Source organism: Micromonospora pallida (assembly GCF_900090325.1).
GTDB classification, from domain to species: Bacteria; Actinomycetota; Actinomycetes; order Mycobacteriales; family Micromonosporaceae; genus Micromonospora; species Micromonospora pallida.
Genome location: NZ_FMHW01000002.1, coordinates 99177 through 117849, shown reverse-complemented (window position 1 = coordinate 117849; position 18673 = coordinate 99177). Strand labels below are relative to the sequence as shown.

Sequence of the window (18673 nt, the reverse complement as noted above, 5' to 3'; positions counted from 1 at the left end):
AGGCCGGACGCGTCGCTCGCCGCGCCCGACGTCAGCCGGTCAGTCGTCGAGGCCGAGCAGCCGCTCGGCGTTCCCGGCGAAGATCGCGCGCAGGTGGTCGTCGGGCAGTCCCAGCTCCCGGCAGATGCGGAGCTGGTCGTCGAGGTAGCGGGTGACGTAACCGCGCGGGAACCACGACGAGTCGCTGCCGAACACGATCCGGTGCGGGCCGATGGTCTCGTAACAGCGCCGGAAGAGGTCCTCCAGGGTCAGTTTGTACGGCATCCAACGCACCCACTGGTTGGAGCCGGAGGTGTCGACGTGGATGTTCGGGCAGCCCCACGCGGCGAAGAAGAGGTCCTGCACGTGCTGGACGCCGAAGTGCGGCACCACCACGGCCAGCTCCGGGAAGCGCCGGGCCATCCGGGCCAGCTCGTCCGGGCCACCGTGCCGGCCGTGGGAGAGCCCGCCGGCGCTCCCGTAGTGCCCGATGTGGACCAGCACCGGCACGCCGAGCCGCTGGGCGGTGCCCCAGAGCGGGTCGAGGTCGGCGTGGTCGAGGGGGCCGCGCAGCAGCGGGGCGAAGAGCTTCAGCCCGCGCAGGCCGCGTTCGACCACCGCGCGTTCCAGTTCGGCGGCGGCCCCGGGGGCGTACGGGTCGTGGTGGGCGAAGCCGAGCAGCAGGTCGGGGTGGCGGTCGACGACGTCGGCGAGGGTGTCGTTGCCGCCGCCGGTGACGAAGACCGCCCGCCGGACGTGCACCGCCCGCAGTTCGTCGGCCCACCGGTCCGCCTCGTCCTGCCAGCGCTCGGCCGGCGGCTCCGGGTCGGGGAAGCCCCACGCCTGCCGCCACTGCGCCGCGTACGGGGCGGAGCCGGCGGCCCGGACGGCCCGCTCGTGCTCCCCGCCGGGGTGCATGCCGGCGGCGTCCTCGCAGCACCGGATCGTCTGGTCCGTGCCGATGCGGAAGTGCAGGTGGAAGTCGACGACGTCGAGTCCCCGGTCGACGGTCACGAGTCCTCCCCGGGGGACGGATTCAGCCGGGAGTCGGCGGTGGGCACGTCGGCCGGGGTGCCGGCCGGCCGCGCACCGGCCGGGGCCGGACCCGGCAGCGGGTCGGCGGTGGGGGCGGCCGGGGGTTCGGCGGCCACCCAGGCGGCGATGATCTCGCGCAGCCGCCCGCCGGCCAGTTCCCGGACCCGTCGGCCGATCGTCTCGTCGGCCAGCGAGATGTGCCCGGACCAGCCCTGCCACGGGTCGGGCCGGGACTCCACGAGCACGTACGGGTGCGGGACCGGCAGCTTGGGCTTCGGCGGCAGGTCGTCGACCGCGCCGAGGCGGACCGCGTCCGGGTCGAAGCCGAGCACACCGGAGGTCTCGTACGCCCCGCCGTGCCCGCGCGCCGGCAGCGGCCCGTACAGCGCGGTGGTCTCCTCCGGGGTGACCAGTTGGAACCAGTTGACCAGCAGCAGGCTGGCCCTACGCCGCCCGGAGACCCACTCCATCGCGGCCCGGACGGTGGACATGTTGGCGTCGTGCCCGTTGACGATCAGCAGTCGGGGGAAGCCGGCCGCCACGATCCCCTCGATCACGTCGGCGAGGTAGCCGACGGCGATCTCCGGGCGGATCGCCACGGTGCCCGGCCAGGGGCGGGTCTGTCCGGGGCAGGCCGCGTACGGCACGGCGGGAAAGAGCACCCCACGCGGACCGGCGCCGCCGGTGGCGCTTCCGGCGGCCGGCGCGTGGTCGCCCGCCGGCACGTCCGCCGACGCGTCGGCGGCGCTCTCGCGGGCGAAGCCCTCGGCGAGGATCAGGTCGGTGCCGAGCGGCAGGTGCGGACCGTGCCACTCGACCGCGCCGACCGGCAGCACCGCGAAGTCGGCTGCCGCGGCGACCGCGGCCAGTTCGCCGCCGGGGATCCGGGTGGCGGGGATCAGCCCGCCCCCGGCCGGCCAGGTCGTCACGCCGTCCACCGGGCCGCCTCCCGGGTGGAGCGCCGGCCGCCCTCCAGCCGGCCGGAGAGCACCATCACCACGAAGATCAGCACGACCTGGAGCATGCCGTACGCGGCGGCGGTGCCGACCTCGAACGAGTACATCCGGTTGTTGATCTCCACCGAGATCGGCGCGGTGTCCGAGGTGTAGATCAGCACCGAGGCGACGAACTCGCCGACCCCGTGCACGAAGGCGAGCAGCGCGCCGGCCAGCACACCGGGCAGCATCAGCCGCAGGGTCACCGACCCGAACGCCCGCCACCAGGACGCGCCCAGGTTGCGGGCAGCCTCCTCGAGCGACGGGTCGAGCTGGGCCAGGCTGGCCGAGCTGGAGCGGAACACCAGCGGCAGGAACCGGACGAAGTACGCCAGCGGCATGATCCAGAAGGTGCCGATCAGCACCTGCCCGAAGCTGAACGCGTTGCCGGTGCTGAACGCCGAGATCAGGTTGATCGCGACCACCGTGCCGGGCAGCGCCCAGGCCAGCATGACCGCCACGTCCAGCAGGCCCCGGCCCCGGAAGTCCAGCCGGCGCACCGCGTACGCGATGAGCACGCCGACCACGACGCAGCCGACGGTGGCGATCAGGCTCATCTGGAGCGAGTTCAGGATCGGCTGGAACGCCTCCGGGTCCGAGAAGATCGTGACGAAGTTGGCCGTGGTGTAGGCGGCCGGGATCACCTCGGTGGTCCAGGAGCCGTCCTCGGAGAACGCCACCAGGGCGATGGTCGCCACCGGGGCGAGCAGCACGGCGGTGGCCAGCAGCGACGCGACCAGCGCCGCCCAGCGCCCGAACGGGTTGGTGATCTCCCGCCGGTGGCTGGCCACGCCCTTGGACTGGGAGCGGTAGCTGCGCCGTCCCTCGTACCAGCGCATGCCGAGCAGGAACAGCACCGAGACCACACCGAGCACCGAGGCGTACGTGGAGGCCATCGGCAGGTCGCCGTTGGTGCGGTTGATGTAGATCTGCATGGTCATCGTCCGGTCCACCCCGAACAGCAGCGGGGCGGTGTACGACGCCAGCGAGGTCATGAAGACCAGCAGCGAGGCGGAGACCAGCGCCGGGGTGAGCATCGGCAGCAGCACCGTACGCCAGACCCGGACCCGCCCGGCCCCCAGGTTGTACGCGGCCTCCTCCACCGACGGGTCCATCCCAGTCAGCGCGGCCGAGGTGGCCAGGTAGAAGTACGGGTACATGGTGAAGGTGTGCACCACCAGCACGCCCGCGATGCCGCTGAACGGCAGCACCGGGTTCTCGGCGCCGAAGAGCTGCTGGAGGCCACGCGGCAGGATGCCGGTCTCGCTGTAGAGCAACTGGAACGAGATCGCCCCGATCAGCGGCGGCAGGGCCGCCGGCACCAGGATGATCGCCTCGATCAGGCCACGCCCGGGGAACGAGAAGCGCTTCAGCAGGAAGGCCATCGCCACACCGACGATCCCGCAGAGCAGCACGCTCGCCGCCGAGATGATCAGCGAGGTGACCAGGGCGGACCGGGCCACCCCGTCGCCGCTGAGGAAGGCGGTGTAGTTCGCCACCCCGTTCACGCCGACGCTCTCCGCGAAGGTGGCGAACATCGGCTGGACGACGTACCCGAAGAGGATCAGCGCCAGCGGGAAGACCAGCACGTACGGGAACCAGCGCGAGCCGGCGCCGCCGCCGAAGCGGTCGGCGAGCCGGCGGCGCGGGGCGCGCGGCGGCGTCGGGTCCTCGGTGACCGGTGGGACGGTGGCCGCGCTCGGGGTAACGGGGATGGTGCTCACGGGCGCACCACCCACATCCGGTCGCGGTTGAGCCGCAGGCCGACCTGGTCACCGACGGCGATGCCCGCCGGCACGTCCACGGCGGCCACCTGCACCGGCTCGCCGGCCAGGTCGACCACCAGGTTGGTGGCCATGCCGGTGAACTCCACCTCGGTGACCCGGCCGGGCAGCGCGTCCGGGTCGGTGGTCGTGGTCAGGGCGATGTGCTCGGGGCGGACCGAGACCAGGGCGGTCCCGCCCGCCGTCCGCCCGTGGCCGGTGGGCGCGCCGACGGTGACCTCGCCGCCGCCGGGCAGCCGGACCGTGACGGTCTGCTCGGCCGCGCCGACCACCGGCAGGTCGAGCACGTTGCTGCGGCCGATGAACCGGGCCACGAAGGCGTTCGCCGGCCGGTGGTAGATCTCCTGCGGCGCGCCGATCTGCTGCACCCGGCCGGACTGCATCACCGCGATCCGGTCCGACATGGCCATCGCCTCGGCCTGGTCGTGGGTGACGTAGATGGCGGTGGTGCCGGCCTCCTGCTGGATGCGGCGGATCTCGGTACGGGTCTCCTCACGCAGCTTGGCGTCGAGGTTCGACAGCGGCTCGTCGAGCAGCAGGGTGCGCGGCCGGATCACCAGGGCGCGGGCCAGCGCGACCCGCTGCTGCTGGCCGCCGGAGAGCTCGTCGATGCGCCGGTCGCCGTAGCCGGCGAGGTGCACCTGGCCGAGCGCCTCCTCGACCCGCCGCCGGGACTCGGCCCGGTTCACCTTGCGGATCTTGAGGCCGTACGCGACGTTCTGCGCCACGCTCATGTGCGGGAAGAGCGCGTAGTTCTGGAAGACCATGCCGGTGTCGCGCTTGTTCGGCGGCCGGCGGGTGACGTCCTCGGTGCCGAAGCGGATCCGCCCGGAGGTGGGGAAGTAGAACCCGGCCACCATCCGCAGGGTGGTGGTCTTGCCGCAGCCGCTCGGGCCGAGCAGGGTGAAGAACTCCCCGGCGGCGATGGTGATGTCGACGTCGTCCACGGCCGCGGTGTCGCCGCCCCGGGCGAAGCGCTTGCTCACCGACTCCAGCGTGACATCGATCATGAGGCCCTCTCCTTCGTGCGGTACGCCGCCCAGCCGGGCGCACCACTGACGGGCGGGTACGCCGGACCGGGTCGGCCCCGGTCCGGCGTCCGCGCGGTCAGCCCTTGTTCTTGATCTGGCTGTTCCAGTGGTTGATCCACTCGGTCTCGTTCTTGCCGATCACGTCCCAGTCGACGTCGAGCGGCTTCAGGTCGAGCTGGGCCAGCCACTCCGGCTGCTCGGCGATCTCCACCGCCGGGATCTGGAAGTACTCCTTGGCCAGGTCACCCCGGAGCTTGTCGTCGAAAAGGAACTCGAGGAACTTCTGCGCACCCTCGGTGTTGCCGCCCTTGACCGCGGCGAGGCCGTCGACCAGCACCGGCGCGCCGGAGGCCGGCATCACGTACCCGAACGGCATGTTGGACTGGTTGGCCTGGAGCAGGACGTCCTGGAGGTTCCAGGCGCTGAGCGTGCCCTGCTGCCGGGAGAGCTTCAGGTACAGGTCGGTCGGGTTGGCGGCGTACGCGCCGGTGTTGGCGTCGAGCTTCTTCAGCCAGTCGTAGCCGGGCTGCGGGTTGCTGCCGTCGGGCGACTGCCGCACGATCATCGCGGAGTAGATCGACCGCATGGTGCCTGACGCGGCCACGTCCCGGATGATGATCTTGTCTTTCCACTCCGGCTTGAGCAGGTCGTCCCAGTCCTTCGGGGCCTGCTCCGGGGTGAGCGCCTTGTTGTTGTACATGATGACCTCGGGCAGCAGGATCTCCCCGAACCAGCGGCCCTCGGCGTCCTTGTACTTGGCGTCCATCTTGCCGGCGAAGCTCGGCTGGATGGGGGCGAGCAGGTCCTCGGACGCGCCCGCGGAGAGTCCCTGCTGGGTGCCACCCCACCAGACGTCGGCCTGCGGGTTGGCCTTCTCCGCCCGGACCCGCTCCAGGATCTCCTGCGCGCCCAGGTTGAGGATCTCGACCTTGCCCTTGTACTCCGGGTACTTGGCGGTGAACTGCTCCACCACGTAGTCGGAGACCTTCTTGTCGCGGGCCGTGTAGATGGTCAGCTTCTCGGCGGTCGCGCCGCCGCCGGCCGCGTCGTCACCGCCGCCACTACCGCACGCGGTGCCGGCGGCGAGCACGGCGGCGAGCGCCCCGGCGAGGAGAAGTCGACGTCTCATGGGGTACCTCCGAAGGGGGTGATGGAGAACTGCTGGTCAGGGACTGGGAAGCAGGTGGGGCAGGCCGGCGGCGGCCGCGGAGAGCGCGTAGCTGACCGCGCCGTGCAGCACCGCCCGGTCGCCGAGCACCGCCCGGCGTACCTCGGTCGGGCTGGGCACGGCGGCGGCGACCAGCGCCTGGAGCCGGTCGACGGCGGCGTCGTCGAGCTGGGTGGCGGCCCCGCTGAGCAGCACCCGACCCGGGTCGACGACGCAGACGCAGGAGACGATCAGCCGGGACCAGGCGGTGAGCACCTCGTCCAGGTAGGTGGCGGCCCGACGGTCGGTCCCGGCCAGCTCGACCAGGGCGGCCACCGGTGTGTCCGGCCGCCGGCCGGGGGCCAGCGCGACCACCCGCTCGGCGATGGCGTTCTCCGACCAGCGGTCCTCGAACGGACCGATCCCGTCGTGGCCCTGGTCGGTCGGGTCCAGCGGCAGGAAGCCGACCTCGCCGGCCGCGCCGCCCGCGCCCCGGCGGACCTGCCCGTCGAGCACCAGGCCGGCGCCGATGCCGTCGGCGACGTGCAACAACAGCAGGTCGGCCACGTCGCTGCCGGCCCCGGCGGCGTGCTCGCCAGCCGCCATCAGGTTGACGTCGTTGTCCACGACCACCGGCACCCCGAGCCGCCGCTGCACCGACTCCCCTATCGGGCGGCCCTCGACCACCCCCACCGAGGGGGCGAGCCGGACCGCGCCGCCGGAGGAGATCCCGGGCGCGGCGATGGCCACCCCGCGCAGCGCCGGCAGGCCGTCGCCAGCCAGCTCGGGCACCGACCGGCAGACGGTGTCGACGATGTCACCGGTGAGCCGGACGGTGCGGTGGGCGACCACCGTGCCGTCACTGTCGGCGATCTCGCAGGTCAGCCGGGACGGCTCCAGGGAGACCGCGGCGACCAGCTCGGCCCGGGGGTTGAACTCCAGCATCGCCCGGGGACGACCGGCCCGGGACGCCCCGGGTCCCCGCTCGATCAGGTAGCCCTCGGCGATCAGCTCGCGGACCAACGGGGTGAGCGTGGCCGGACTCAGCCCGGTGAGCTCGGTCAGCTCAGCGCGGGAGAGCACCCGGACCTGGCGGGCGGTGGAGATCACGGAAAGCCGCTTGATCTCCTTCGCCCGCTCCCGGCTCACCGGGCTCGTCGGTGGCGTCACCACGTCACTCACACTTCCTTCCTACGGCGAACGAATTAACGAGTCAAGTAACGAAAGGGTCTCGACTCCCGGCGGGAGCCTTCACTGCCTGGGGAAACACAGCCTTGACGAGATGTCGACCAAGCGTGGCCGAGCCGGATGCTCCGGGTGATCATGGCCCGCTTGGCCGACTTTATTTCTTCCGCAAACAAAGAAAGACCTTGCAAAGCATTGACGGGCCGACTCGCCGGTCCCTAGCGTCACCGGCGAAGGCCTTCCAGTGTGTACGGATGCCCGTACCGCTGCGTACCCCGGTGTGGACCGCGCCCTGCCGCGCCTCCCGCCGACCGTCCCCCATCAGCCGTCCGAACGCGACCCCGCGTCGGTGCCGCCGTGCGCCCGACGCCGCCGGCCGCTGCCCGGACCCGCGCCCAGCGGAAGGATCCGCATGCGATTCAAGGCGTTCCTGTTACCCACCGCGCTCGCCCTGGCCCTCTCCGGGGCACCCGCCGCCCTCGCCGCCCCCGACGGCACCACCGACGCCAAGCCGACCGACGCGGTCGACCTGGACGTGCTCTTCGTCAGCGCCCACCCCGACGACGAGGCCGGCAGCCTCGCCACCCTCGGCCAGTGGAAGGAGAACTTCGGCGTCCGCTCCGGCGTCGTCACCATCACCCGTGGTGAGGGCGGCGGCAACGCGGTCGGCCTGGAGGAGGGCCCGCCGCTGGGCATCATCCGGGAGCGCGAGGAACGCACCGCCATCGGCCGGGCCGGGGTGGAAAACCTCTACAACCTGGACCGGGTCGACTTCTGGTACACCGCCTCCGCGCCCCTGTCCGAGCAGATCTGGGGCCACGACGACACCCTGGCCCAGATCGTCCGGGTGATCCGGCAGACCCGGCCCGAGATCGTCATGACCATGAACCCGTCGCCGACCCCGGGCAACCACGGCAACCACCAGCAGGCCGCCCGGTTCGCCGCCGAGGCGTTCCACGCCGCCGCCGACCCGAAGGCGTTCCCCGAGCAGCTCAGCGAGGAGGGGCTCACGCCGTTCCGGCCGGCGAAGTTCCTCCGTACCGGCGGCACCGGCAGTTCGTCGGCCGGCCCGGCCTGCGCGACCAGCTTCACCCCGACGGTCCCCACCGACCAGGTCTTCGGCGTCTGGGAGGGCACCCTCAGCAAGACCGGCAAGTCCTGGGCCGAGATCGAGGTTGACGCCCGCCGCGACTACGTCACCCAGGGCTGGGCGAACACCGCCGCCGCCCCGACCAACCCGGCACAGCAGCGCTGCGACTTCTACACGCTGGTCGACAGCCGGGTGCCGTACGACCCGGCGGACACCTCCCCCGAGGCGATCCTGCGCGGCTCGGTGCTCCCGGCCGTCAACGGCGGTCTCCCCGAGGACACCGAGTTCCACCTGACCGCCGACCGGTTCGACCTCACCCCCGGTCAGACCGTCGAGGTCACCGCCCACGTACGGGCCGCGAAGCGGGCGCTGACCACGCCGACGGTCGCCCTGCGCCTGCCCGAGGGCTGGACCGCCACGGGCTCCGGTGCGCTGCGCGGCGCGGTCGCCCCGGGCCAGGAACGCACCACCACCTTCACCGTCACCGTGCCGGCCGATGCCGACACCAACCAGCAGTCACTGCTCGGCGCGACCCTCACCACCGGCCAGGGCGCCGGCCGCACCGACCGGGCCGTCCGGGTGGTCGCCGACGTGCGGGGCACCCTGGAGCCGCTGCCCGAGGTCGGGATGTTCCGGGACTGGGCCGGCGCGGAGGGCTACCCGCAGCTCGACACCCTGATCAAGCCGGTGCTCACCCTCGGCTCCGGCAAGAGCCGCCAGGTCCGCGTCGACCTGCGCAACCACGGCACGACCCCGCAGAGCGGCAGCGTCACCCTCGGTCTACCCGCCGGCTTCACCGCCGACGCGGCGACGAAGAGCTACACCGACCTCGCCGCCGGGGCGACCGGCGCGGTCACCTTCACCGTGACCAACAGCGACCCATCGCTGCCCACCGCCAACGAGGGGGGCGAGAACGGCGACTACGGCATCACCATCACCACCACCAGCGGCTCCGGCACCAACGTCGAGACCGGCGCCCTGGAGATCGTGCCGACCAGCGAGGTCCCGCACGCCGGGCACGACCACGCCGTCGACGGCGAGGCCGCACCGGGCGAATACCCCGGCGAGGAACTGGACTTCTCCCGGATCTGGGAGGGTCAGGCCGTCACCGGGCAGGACGCCTCGGCGAAGGGTCGGATCGCGTACACCGAGGACGCGCTGAAGGTGATCGTGCAGGTCACCGACGACGTACTCGGCAAGAAGGTGGTGCCGCAGGACTGCAAGCGGCAGCGGCGAACCGACAGCGTCGAGATCATCGTCGACCCGAAGGGCGACTCCTCGGACACCTCCACCGTGTTCAAGGCCGGCATCTTCCCGATCACCGACGACCCGGCCAACGGCAACCCGCCGTGCTGGCAGCGCGACGCCGACAACCGGCAGGGCCCGGGCGCCCAGACCGCGCCGGGGATGACCGTGGTCAGCAAGGTCAGCGAGCCGTACACCGGCTACACCATCGAGGCGAGCATCCCGTTCGCGGTGCTGCCGGACGCGGTCGACCCGGCCCGGATGGGCTTCAACGTGCTGGTCTACGACTCGGACACCCAGGACCTCAGCTCGCAGTCCCGGCTGGGCTGGTCCACCTTCACCGGGGTGCGCGCCGACCCGTACCGGTACGGCCTGATGACCCTGCCCGGCTACACCCCGGGCGACCGGGAGCCGAGCAAGCCGGTCTTCCCGGACACCGCCGCCCGCAGCGTGCACAGCCCGCAGACCATCGCGCAGTCCGCAGTGGACGGGGTGGCCCCGGCCGCCGTGGCGAAGCTGCCCGAGGGGCACTGCGGGTGACCGACCAGCAGGTGACCCGGGACGGCGTACGGGTGACCCTGCGCGCCGACCGCACCGGCACGGCGTACCTGTACACCTGGGACGGTGACCGATCCCTCGGCAGCCACACGGTCGACCTGACCGCCGGCCGGTCGGTGACCGTCGTGGTGCCGGTCGCCGGTGGCACGCCGACGTCCCTGCTGGCCGCCTTCGAGGCCGGCGACGGAGCCCGGGCCGACCAGGTCAGCGTGCGCTGACCCGACCGACCCGGCAAGCACCGGTTGAGGTGGTAGGAGGGGTCCCCTGCTCACGTTTTCTGATGAGCAGGGGACCCCTCCTCACGCTTTTTGATGAGCAGGGGACCCCTGCTACCACTACAGAAACCGGCGGCGGGGTGTCGGTGCGGATCAGCGGAGGCGGTAGACGCTCACCCGGTCGTTGCGGAAGCGCAGGTCGGCGAGGTCGGCAAGCGCGGGGTTCTCCGGGGTGACCGAGCGGTCCAGGACCAGCCAGCGGACGCCGTACCGGTCGCGCAGCCCGGCCAGCCCGGCGGCACTGGGGGCGGTGAACGCCGCGTCGTTGGCGCGCAGCCGTTCCTGGTCCCAGAACGGGGCGTACGCGCCACCGGGCAGGCCGACCATCCGGGGGGCGAAGGACCAGCCCTCCACCAGCACGGCACGCTCGGCGTACCCGCTGAGCCAGAACGAGCGGGCGTCGCACCAGCCGTCCACCACCACCCGGCAGTGCACGTTGGTGGCGAGCACGTCGTCCGGAGCACTGTGCGCCTGCACCCAGCGGGCCGCCTCGACCCGGGACGCCGGCATCGGCACCACCGCGTACGCCCCGCCGTTGGGGTACCGCCGTGCGGCGGCGGCGTCCAGCACCAGCCCCGGTGCACCGGCCACCAGCGCGCCGGTGAGCAGCACCACCGCACCCCGTCGGGCGAGCGCGGGCCAGCCACCGACCAGCGCCGGCCAGAGCAGCGCCAGCACGATCGCCACCACCACCAGCGCGACCGCCCAGCGCAGCAGCGGCAGCACCGGCCCGTACGCCGGGCCGGGCTCCACGGTCGCCGGATACCGGAGCTGGATCACGGTGAGCAGCAGCGCGAACCCGGCCGCCCCGACCGCGAGCAGCACCCGCCCGCGCACCGGCAGCCCGGCCCGCTCGACCAGTTCGGCGTACCCCCAGGCGGACAGCAGCACCCCGAAGGCGAACCCGGCCCGGACGAAGTACTGGTTGCTGCTGCCCGGGTGCCCGACCAGCAGGTAGATCGCCGGCCCGGCGAGCGCGCCGCCGAGCAGGAAGAGCTGCACCGGCTCCAGCCGGCCCCGGCGCAACCCGACCAGGGCCGCCACGCCGGCCAGCCGGAGCTGGAGGTTCAGCAGGAACGCCACGGCCACGGCGACCCAGGTCAGCGCGGTGAGCGAGCCGGTCGACGGCACGTACGGGCGCAGCCCGGAGAACGGGTCGACGGTGACCCCATGGCTGACGAACCGGAACAGCACGGCGGTGGCGAACAGTTGCGCGGCCAGCGCCAGCCCGACCGCGCCGAGCAACCGGCGGGGCAGCCGGCGACGTACCACCAACAGCAGCACGGCGGTGAAGGCGAGCGCGCCCAGCGCCACCGGCACCGAACTGGCCTTCGCACCGGTGGAGGCGGCCAGGAACAGCGCGGCGAGCACCCACGCGCCCCGGCCCAGCGCCGGCACCGCGCTGCCCCGGGCCCGGCCGACGACCTCGGCGAGCGCGGCGATCAGGGGCAGCAGCAACACCCAGGAGTACGTCATCGACGGGCTGCCCCAGACGATGAAGGTGGCCTGGGTGCCGAAGAGCTGGCGGACGCCGTTCTCGTAGCCGAACTCCCCGACCGTGAACATCAGGGCCGCCGCGCCGACGCCCGCGTACGCCCGGCCGCTGACCCGCCAGCCGACCACCGCGACCAGTACGGCGGCGAGCGCGCAGAGCGCCGGTACGGCCAGCCGGAAGAAGACCGTGGGCAGGTCTACCCCGCTGACCAGACTGGCTGCCGCCAGGTGGGCGAAGCCGAACCAGTGGTAGTGCAGCGGTTCCCCGGCCACCTGCGGCACCTCGGGCGGCATCTGGTGGGTGGCCGCACCGGCCAGCGAGAGCTGGAACGCCAGGTCGATGTACTGGGCCTGTCCCTCACCGGTGGGGAGCACCGGGTTGCGACGCAGGAACGATTCGGCCACGTACCAGGTGAAACCGGCGACCACGGCGGCCAGCGACCACGCCCAGCCGGCCGGGACCGGGGTGTACCCGGTGACCCGCCAGTGCCGGCGCAGCCGGGGCACCGCCACGAAGGGCAGCACCACGGCCAGCGGCCAGAGCCACAGCAGGCCCGGTACGCCGAGCCCGGTGAAAACCGCCCAGCCGGCCAGCTCCAGCACCAGCCCGACGGCCGCGCCGACCGCCAGATCCTCGACCAGGGTGTGCGGGCGGGCGCGCAGCGCCCGGTAGACCAGCGTGCCGGGAAGCAGTACGGCGAGCAGCGCGTACCCGGTGAACCGGGCCAGGTCCACGGCGGGCGTGCCGGTGGCGAGCAGGACGACCGCGACGACCGCGTACCCGACCAGGGCCGGGGCGACGCGGACGGCGACCGGACGGCGGGTCGGCGCGACGCCCGACGGGGCCTCGGCGGCGAGCGCGGTCACCGCAGGCTGTCGGCCAGCGGGCCGACCGCGTCACCGGCGTCCGGGGAATCGACCGGGTCGCCGGACCGGGCGGCCGGTGCGTCGGGGTCGGCAAGCCCGTCGGCGGTACGGTGCGTGGCCCGGTCGGCGGTACGGTGCGCCGGCCCGTCGGCGGCGCTGTCGGCGGCCACCACGTACGCCGGGCGGCCCTGCACCACGGTGTAGATCCGGCCGACGTACTCGCCGAGCAGGCCGAGGCAGAGCAGTTGCACCGCGCCGAGGAAGAGGATCGCCACGTAGAGGGAGGGCCAGCCGTCGACCGTGCCGCCGAGCGCCCAGGCGACGACGGTGAAGACCACCAGCAGGCCGCAGACCGCCACCCCGGCGAGCCCGAGCCAGGTGGCGAAGCGCAGCGGCGCGGCGGAGAAACTGGTGACGCTCTGCGCGGCCAGTCCGGCCATCCGGGACAGCGGGTACTTGGTCTGCCCAGCGGCCCGCCGGTGGCGTTGGTAGGTGACCTCCCCGCTGGGGAAGCCGAGCCAGGGCACCACCAGCCGGAGCACCGGGGCGGGCTCGGGCAGGTCCCGCAGCGCCTCGACGACCGCTCGGCTGAGCAGCCGGAAGTCACCGGCCTGCGCGGGCACCTGCTTGCCGACCAGGCGACGCATCAACCGGTAGTAGCCGCCGGCGGTCCACCGCTTGAAGGGGCTGTCGGTGCTGCGGTCGGCCCGGACGCCGTAGACCACGTCGAGGTCGTCGGCGCGGGCCACGCGGAGCATCTCGACGATCGTCTCGGGTGGGTCCTGGAGGTCGGCGTCGATGCTGACCACGTACCGGCCCCGGGCCCGCAGCACCCCGGCGACCAGGGCGGCCTGGTGCCCGCTGTTGCGCCGCAGTCGGAGCACCCGCAGTTGCGGCCAGTCGGCGCGCAGCGCGGTCAGGGCGGCGGGGGTGCCGTCGTCGCTGCCGTCGTCGACCGCCACCACCTCGTACGGCTCGCCGAGGTCGGCCAGGACGGCGCGGAGCCGGCCGGCCAACGCCGGCAGGACGCCCTCCTCGTTGTACATCGGCACCACCACGGAGAGGACGGGCTCCGGTCGCGTCACCGCACTCGCCCCTGTTCACCCGCTCCGTCGGCGCACGAGGCGAACGCTACCAGCCGGAACCGCCCGCCGGGCCGGGTGCGCGGGCTGCCCCACGGCCTCACCGGCGACGTGCCGGTCGAGGTCCGCCGGGCCGGGCGCGCGGGCTGCCCACCGGGTCGGGTCGCCGTCCCCGCCGCCTGCACACCGGGCCGGACGCGCAGGGGCTGCCCCGAGCGCGGGGCGGACGGTCAGCGGGAGCAGGCCGGCGGGCGCAGGCCGGTCACCGACACCGGGGCCCGCCCGGTGGGACGGGCCTTGCCGGCCAGCACGGCGGCGAGCCCGGCCATCGACGCGCGGCTCGACGACCAGGTGGCCAGCAACGTCGGCGACTTCGCCTTCGCCAGCACGTACGGGGTGTCCATGGCGACCGTGACGTCGGCGTCGGCGCGCAGGTCGGCGGTGCCGTCGCCGTAGCCGACCAGGTGCACCACCGTGCCGCCGCTGGGCACCACCCGCACCCCGGCGGCGGTCAGCGCCTCGGTCAGCGCGGCCCGGGTCCGCTCCCGCCCGCCGGAGGCGGAGACGGTGACCGGCCCGGTGACCTTCGCGGTGCAGGAGCCGCGCAGCACGGTCACCGCGGCGGCGGCCAGCGCACGGGCCGCCTGGTCGTGGGCGTCGTCGCCCAGGGTGGACAGGTCCGGGGCGGGCCGGTCGGCCAGCCGGAACTTCAGGGTCAGCACCCGGGTGACCGCCTCGACCAGCCGGGTACGGGGCAGCGAGCCGTCGCGCAGCGCGGCGAGCAGCCCGTCGTAGGCCTGGGTCACGTTCGGCGGCATGAGGATCAGGTCGTTGCCGGCGTTGAGCGCCCGCACCGCCGCCTCGCCCGGCGGGTAGCGCTTCGCCGGGGCCATGTTCATCCCGTCGGTGATCACCACCCCCTGGAAGCCGAGCTGCCCCCGGAGCACGTCGGTGAGGAGCTTGCGGGAGAAGGTGCCCGGGGTGCCCGGGTCCACGGCCTTGACGTCGAGGTGGGCCGACATGACCGCCCAGGCGCCCGCGTCGATGCCGCCGGTGAACGGGGGCAACGCCCCGGTGTCGAGAACCTTCCGGGACTGGGTGAGCGCCGGCAGTTCGGCGTGCGAGTCGGCGGCGCTGTGCCCGTGCCCGGGGAAGTGTTTGAGGCTGGCCGCCACGCCCGCGCCCTGCAACCCCCGGACCGCCCCGCCGACCTGGGCGGCGACCCGCTTCGGGTCGGCGCCGAAGGACCGCGAACCGATCACCGTGCTGCGGGTGGCGAGGACGTCGGCGACCGGGGCGAAGTCCATGTTGATCCCCATGGCGGCGAGTTCGGTGCCGGCGGCCCGCCAGGCGGCCTCGGTGAGCGCCGGGTCGTCGGCCGCTCCGGCGGCGAGGGCGCTGGGGAGTTGGGTCACCCCGTCGGTGATCCGGGTGACCACGCCGTACTCCTGGTCGGTGCCGATCAGGAAGGGCGCGCTACCGGCCGGGAGCTTCCCGGCGGCGGCCCGCAGTCCGGTGGTCAGGCCGTGGACCTGCTTCGGGTTGTCGACGTTGGTGGTCTCCTGGTTGCCCGAGGTCGGGTCGTCGGCGGAGAAGCCGACCAGGATCAGCCCGCCGAGCCGGTACTTCGCGATCATCTCGGCCGGCGTGGACACCCCGGCCAGGGCCCGGTTGCCCTGGGCCGAACCGGCCGAGACGTCGGTCGCCGAGCTGCCGTAGGCGTACGGCATGAGCACCTGCCCGACCAGGTCCTCGTCGCGCAGCGTGGCCGCCAGCGCGGCCGCCCGGGCGGCAGGGTCCCCGGCCGGCGCCGGAGCCGCCGACGGCCCGGTCGACGGGGTCGCGGCACCCGAGGTCGCCGGGGTGGTGGGACGCTCCGCCGGACCCGTGCACCCGGTCAGGACGGCCAGCAGGGCGGACGCGACGCCGACGCGACGCAGGAGACTCGACACGCCTGCCATCCCATCAAACTCGCTCCGCCCCCACCAAATCCACCCCACTCCCCCCGTACCCGCCCATCCGTCCAGGGTGTGGCCAGGGACGGAGGCCGGCAGGACGGCCGGACCGGTCAGCCGACCCGGGTGAGCAGGGTCACCGGGGCGCCGTCGCCGGCGTAGCGGTACGGCTCCAGCTCCGCGTCCCAGGCGGTGCCGAGCGCCTTGTCCAGGGCATGGGCGAGCGCTTCCGGGCCCCGGGCGGCGGCCATGATGCTGCGCAGCCGGTCCTCGCCGAGCTGGATGTCCCCGGCCGCGCCCACGCTGGCCCGGAACAGCCCCCGGCCGGGCACGTACATGAAGCGTTCGCCGTCGACTCCGGGGCTGGGCTCCTCGGTCACCTCGTAACGGATCATGGGCCACTGCCGGAGGGCAGCGGCCAGCTCGGCGCCCGTTCCGGGACGGCCGGTCCACCCGCACTCGGCCCGGCGGGCACCGGGATCGACGGGTTGGGCCGTCCACTGGAGATTGACCGGCGCGGCGAGGACGCGCGCGATCGCCCACTCGACGTGCGGGCACACGGCGAGTGGGGTCGAGTGGACGTATACGACGCCACGCGTTGGCACGGTGGACCTCCCGGAGAGCGAGGTGCGTCTTCCCCTACGACCTCGATCAACAAGTGGTACCAGGACACACATGATGACTCCTGTGGCGGATGGTGCGCCAGGGAATCGGAAAATTCGCCACCGGAATAGCGCGACGCACGCGCGTCGTTGCTCTCGGCGACGGCAACGACGCCGCTCCACGACAGCCCCACCGGCGACGACGGTCGCCCGATCCGGCCCCGACCAGCGGTCGTGTGCCGACGCCGGCCGAGCCGAAGGGGCGGTCGTGTACAGTTCGCTTGGCGGCTTGTGCCGCCGCGCATCACCTCCGTCTCGGCGGCCCGTGCCGCCGGGCAGCACCTCGCGGCCCCGTCGCCGCAGGTGACCGCGGACTCGTCTCCTCCCCGGGGCCGTCCGCACCGCCCCCGGACGTTCCGTCCTCCCGTACGTCTTGCAAGGAGTACCTCCGTGGCGAGCAACACCTCTAAGACCGCGCGCGCGTCAGTCCGGGCCGGCCAGGCTGGCCAGGGTGGCGCCCTCAGCGTGCTGGGCGAGTTCAAGTACCTCATCCCGCTCAACGGCGGCAAGCACGCCTACGTGCGGAACCTGACCAACGGCAAGACCGCGCACCTGCGCACCGACTCCGAGGCGTTCGTCGAGGAGATCCGGGTGCTGGCCGCCGCCGGTCACGCCGCCAAGATCCGGGCGGAGATCAACAGCCTCAACGCCACCCACCCGGGCGACGGCTGGGACGCGACCGAGAAGCGCCTGGTCGAGGCCGGCGTCTTCGAGGGCTGAGCACCCCACCCCGCGACACCCCAGAGCCGCCCGCCGGATTCCGGCGGGCGGCTCTGTCCGTACCCGGGCAGGCCGGTCCTGCCTGCTCCCGACCGGCGTTCAGGTGGTTGCAGGGGGCCCTTCCTACCGTTTTTTGATGAGGAGGGGACCCCTGCAACCACCCGAAGCAGGCACCTTCCGGCCGGCCGCCCGGCCGCGAACGACATTCGCATCGGTAGATTTCTCACGGGACGCAAACCAGGAACGGCGATTCTTTCCCGTCCGGTGGTTCGCGTGGTGCCATGGCGGGTAGCCGGTGGTTACCGCCGGGTACCCCCCGCGCGGGGGGGGCCGGCCTGGGGAGGTGGCGATGCCGGAGGAGTTCGAGGTGCGGCTCCCGGACGGCGTACGGCTGCACGGGGAGACGACCGGACCGGTCGACGCCGAGGTCACGGCGGTCCTGCTGCACGGCTGGACGCTGGACGGACGAAGCTGGCACCGGCAGCTCGCCGGGCTCGGCCGGCAGCTCGGCGACCGGGTACGCCTGCTCACCTACGACGCCCGGGGGCACGGCCGGTCGAGCTGCATGGCGCTGCGGACGGCGACCCTGGCGCAGCTCGGCGACGACCTGGCGACCGTGCTGGACGAGGTCGCGCCGACCGGGCCGGTGGTGCTGGTCGGGCACTCCCTGGGGGGCATGACCATCATGGAGTACGCGCACCGTCACCCGGAGCACTTCGCCGCCCGTACCGCCGGGCTGGTCTTCGTGGCCACCACCGCCGAGGGACACACCCACACCGGGTACGGGCTCCCGCCCCGGGTCGCCCGGCTGATCCGACTGGCCGAGACCACCGGGGCCGGGGTACTGGCCCGGTGCGGCTCGTGGCGACCACCGCGCGCCCTGCTGCGCGCCCTGCGGCCGTCCCTGCGCTGGCTGCTCTTCGGCGACCGGTGCGACCCGACCGACATCCGGCTGGTCACCTCGGCGGTGGCCCGCGCCTCGCTCCGCTCGATCGGCGGGTTCCGGGCCTCGATCGGCGCACAGCACCGCCTGGACACGCTCGCCGAGCTCGGGGACGTGCCGGCGGCGGCGCTGGTCGGCGACCGGGACCGGCTGACCCCGCCACCGTGCGCGGAGTCGATCGCCGGGGTTCTGCCGACCACCGAGCTGACCGTCTGCCCCGGTGCCGGCCACATGCTGATGATGGAGCGCCCGGACGAGGTCGACGCGGCCATCGTCGCCGTACTCCGGCAGGCGCTGGCCGCGCCGGCCCCCAAGGCGGCGGCCGCCCCGGAGGCGTGACCTGACCCGGCGGCGGCCACCCCGGAGCCGTGACCCGGATCCGAACGGCGGCCGTCCCGGAAGCGTGACCAAGCTCCGGACGGCGGCCACCCCGGAGGCGTGATCGGACCCGCAGGCGGCCGTTCCGGAGCTGTAGTCCGGCCCGGCGGCGGTCGCTCCGGTGGATCCGGTCGCATCAGGTAGGCGGCATAACGGGAGCAATCACCCGCGATCGGGATCGCCTGCCTGCCGGTCGAGCCGCTGCCCGTACCCTCGGCCGGGTCAGGTCGGCGCGGGTCCGCGCGCCG

Annotated in this window: 14 protein-coding genes; 4 read left to right on the top strand and 10 right to left on the bottom strand. The window is 73.6% G+C overall.

Going from position 1 to position 18673, the window contains the following annotated elements:
- Positions 1 to 39 precede the first annotated feature (39 nt).
- The 6 genes from GA0074692_RS00695 to GA0074692_RS00670 all read right to left on the bottom strand — a co-directional run bounded on the left by GA0074692_RS00695 (position 40) and on the right by GA0074692_RS00670 (position 7153).
- A complete protein-coding gene (locus tag GA0074692_RS00695) occupies positions 40 to 993 on the bottom strand; it encodes an amidohydrolase family protein (protein WP_091638572.1) in 954 nt (317 codons plus the stop codon).
- On the bottom strand, positions 990 to 1952 hold the full coding sequence (locus tag GA0074692_RS00690) for a creatininase family protein (protein ID WP_091638571.1): 963 nt from the start codon (positions 1950 to 1952) through the stop codon (positions 990 to 992). The genes GA0074692_RS00695 and GA0074692_RS00690 overlap by 4 nt, the downstream gene beginning before the upstream one ends.
- A complete protein-coding gene (locus GA0074692_RS00685) occupies positions 1940 to 3733 on the bottom strand; it encodes an ABC transporter permease (RefSeq protein ID WP_245730045.1) in 1794 nt (597 codons plus the stop codon). Before GA0074692_RS00685 ends, GA0074692_RS00690 begins: the two co-directional genes overlap by 13 nt.
- Positions 3730 to 4803 carry an ABC transporter ATP-binding protein gene (locus tag GA0074692_RS00680; RefSeq protein ID WP_091638570.1) on the bottom strand — a complete coding sequence of 358 codons (1074 nt, stop codon included), beginning with the start codon at positions 4801 to 4803 and terminating at the stop codon, positions 3730 to 3732. The genes GA0074692_RS00685 and GA0074692_RS00680 overlap by 4 nt, the downstream gene beginning before the upstream one ends.
- Before the next feature lie 97 nt (positions 4804 to 4900).
- Positions 4901 to 5953 (bottom strand): extracellular solute-binding protein, encoded by a 1053-nt coding sequence (locus GA0074692_RS00675; protein ID WP_091638569.1) that lies wholly within the window; start codon positions 5951 to 5953, stop codon positions 4901 to 4903.
- A gap of 36 nt (positions 5954 to 5989) precedes the next feature.
- Positions 5990 to 7153: an ROK family protein gene (locus tag GA0074692_RS00670; RefSeq protein WP_091638568.1), complete on the bottom strand. Its 1164-nt coding sequence runs from the start codon at positions 7151 to 7153 to the stop codon at positions 5990 to 5992.
- 415 nt (positions 7154 to 7568) lie between these two features.
- On the opposite strand from GA0074692_RS00670, the gene GA0074692_RS00665 reads away from it, so the two are divergent.
- The gene (locus GA0074692_RS00665; RefSeq protein WP_091638567.1) at positions 7569 to 10031 is read left to right on the top strand and encodes a sugar-binding protein; all 2463 of its coding nucleotides are present in this window, start codon (positions 7569 to 7571) and stop codon (positions 10029 to 10031) included.
- Complete coding sequence (locus GA0074692_RS00660; RefSeq protein ID WP_091638566.1) at positions 10028 to 10267, top strand: hypothetical protein; 240 nt, start codon at positions 10028 to 10030, stop codon at positions 10265 to 10267. The genes GA0074692_RS00665 and GA0074692_RS00660 overlap by 4 nt, the downstream gene beginning before the upstream one ends.
- Before the next feature lie 150 nt (positions 10268 to 10417).
- On the opposite strand, the gene GA0074692_RS00655 is transcribed toward GA0074692_RS00660, so the two are convergent.
- The 4 genes from GA0074692_RS00655 to GA0074692_RS00640 form a co-directional block, all read right to left on the bottom strand.
- On the bottom strand, positions 10418 to 12685 hold the full coding sequence (locus tag GA0074692_RS00655) for a hypothetical protein (protein WP_091638565.1): 2268 nt from the start codon (positions 12683 to 12685) through the stop codon (positions 10418 to 10420).
- A complete protein-coding gene (locus GA0074692_RS00650; protein WP_281198754.1) occupies positions 12682 to 13770 on the bottom strand; it encodes a glycosyltransferase family 2 protein in 1089 nt (362 codons plus the stop codon). The genes GA0074692_RS00655 and GA0074692_RS00650 overlap by 4 nt, the downstream gene beginning before the upstream one ends.
- A gap of 227 nt (positions 13771 to 13997) precedes the next feature.
- Complete coding sequence (locus GA0074692_RS00645) at positions 13998 to 15728, bottom strand: glycoside hydrolase family 3 protein (protein ID WP_091638564.1); 1731 nt, start codon at positions 15726 to 15728, stop codon at positions 13998 to 14000.
- A 107-nt stretch (positions 15729 to 15835) separates the two neighbouring features.
- A complete protein-coding gene (locus GA0074692_RS00640; protein WP_091638563.1) occupies positions 15836 to 16327 on the bottom strand; it encodes a DUF3145 domain-containing protein in 492 nt (163 codons plus the stop codon).
- A 447-nt stretch (positions 16328 to 16774) separates the two neighbouring features.
- On the opposite strand from GA0074692_RS00640, the gene GA0074692_RS00635 reads away from it, so the two are divergent.
- The gene (locus GA0074692_RS00635) at positions 16775 to 17104 is read left to right on the top strand and encodes a hypothetical protein (RefSeq protein WP_091638562.1); all 330 of its coding nucleotides are present in this window, start codon (positions 16775 to 16777) and stop codon (positions 17102 to 17104) included.
- A gap of 349 nt (positions 17105 to 17453) precedes the next feature.
- Positions 17454 to 18386 carry an alpha/beta fold hydrolase gene (locus tag GA0074692_RS00630; RefSeq protein WP_091638561.1) on the top strand — a complete coding sequence of 311 codons (933 nt, stop codon included), beginning with the start codon at positions 17454 to 17456 and terminating at the stop codon, positions 18384 to 18386.
- Positions 18387 to 18673: the final 287 nt, after the last annotated feature.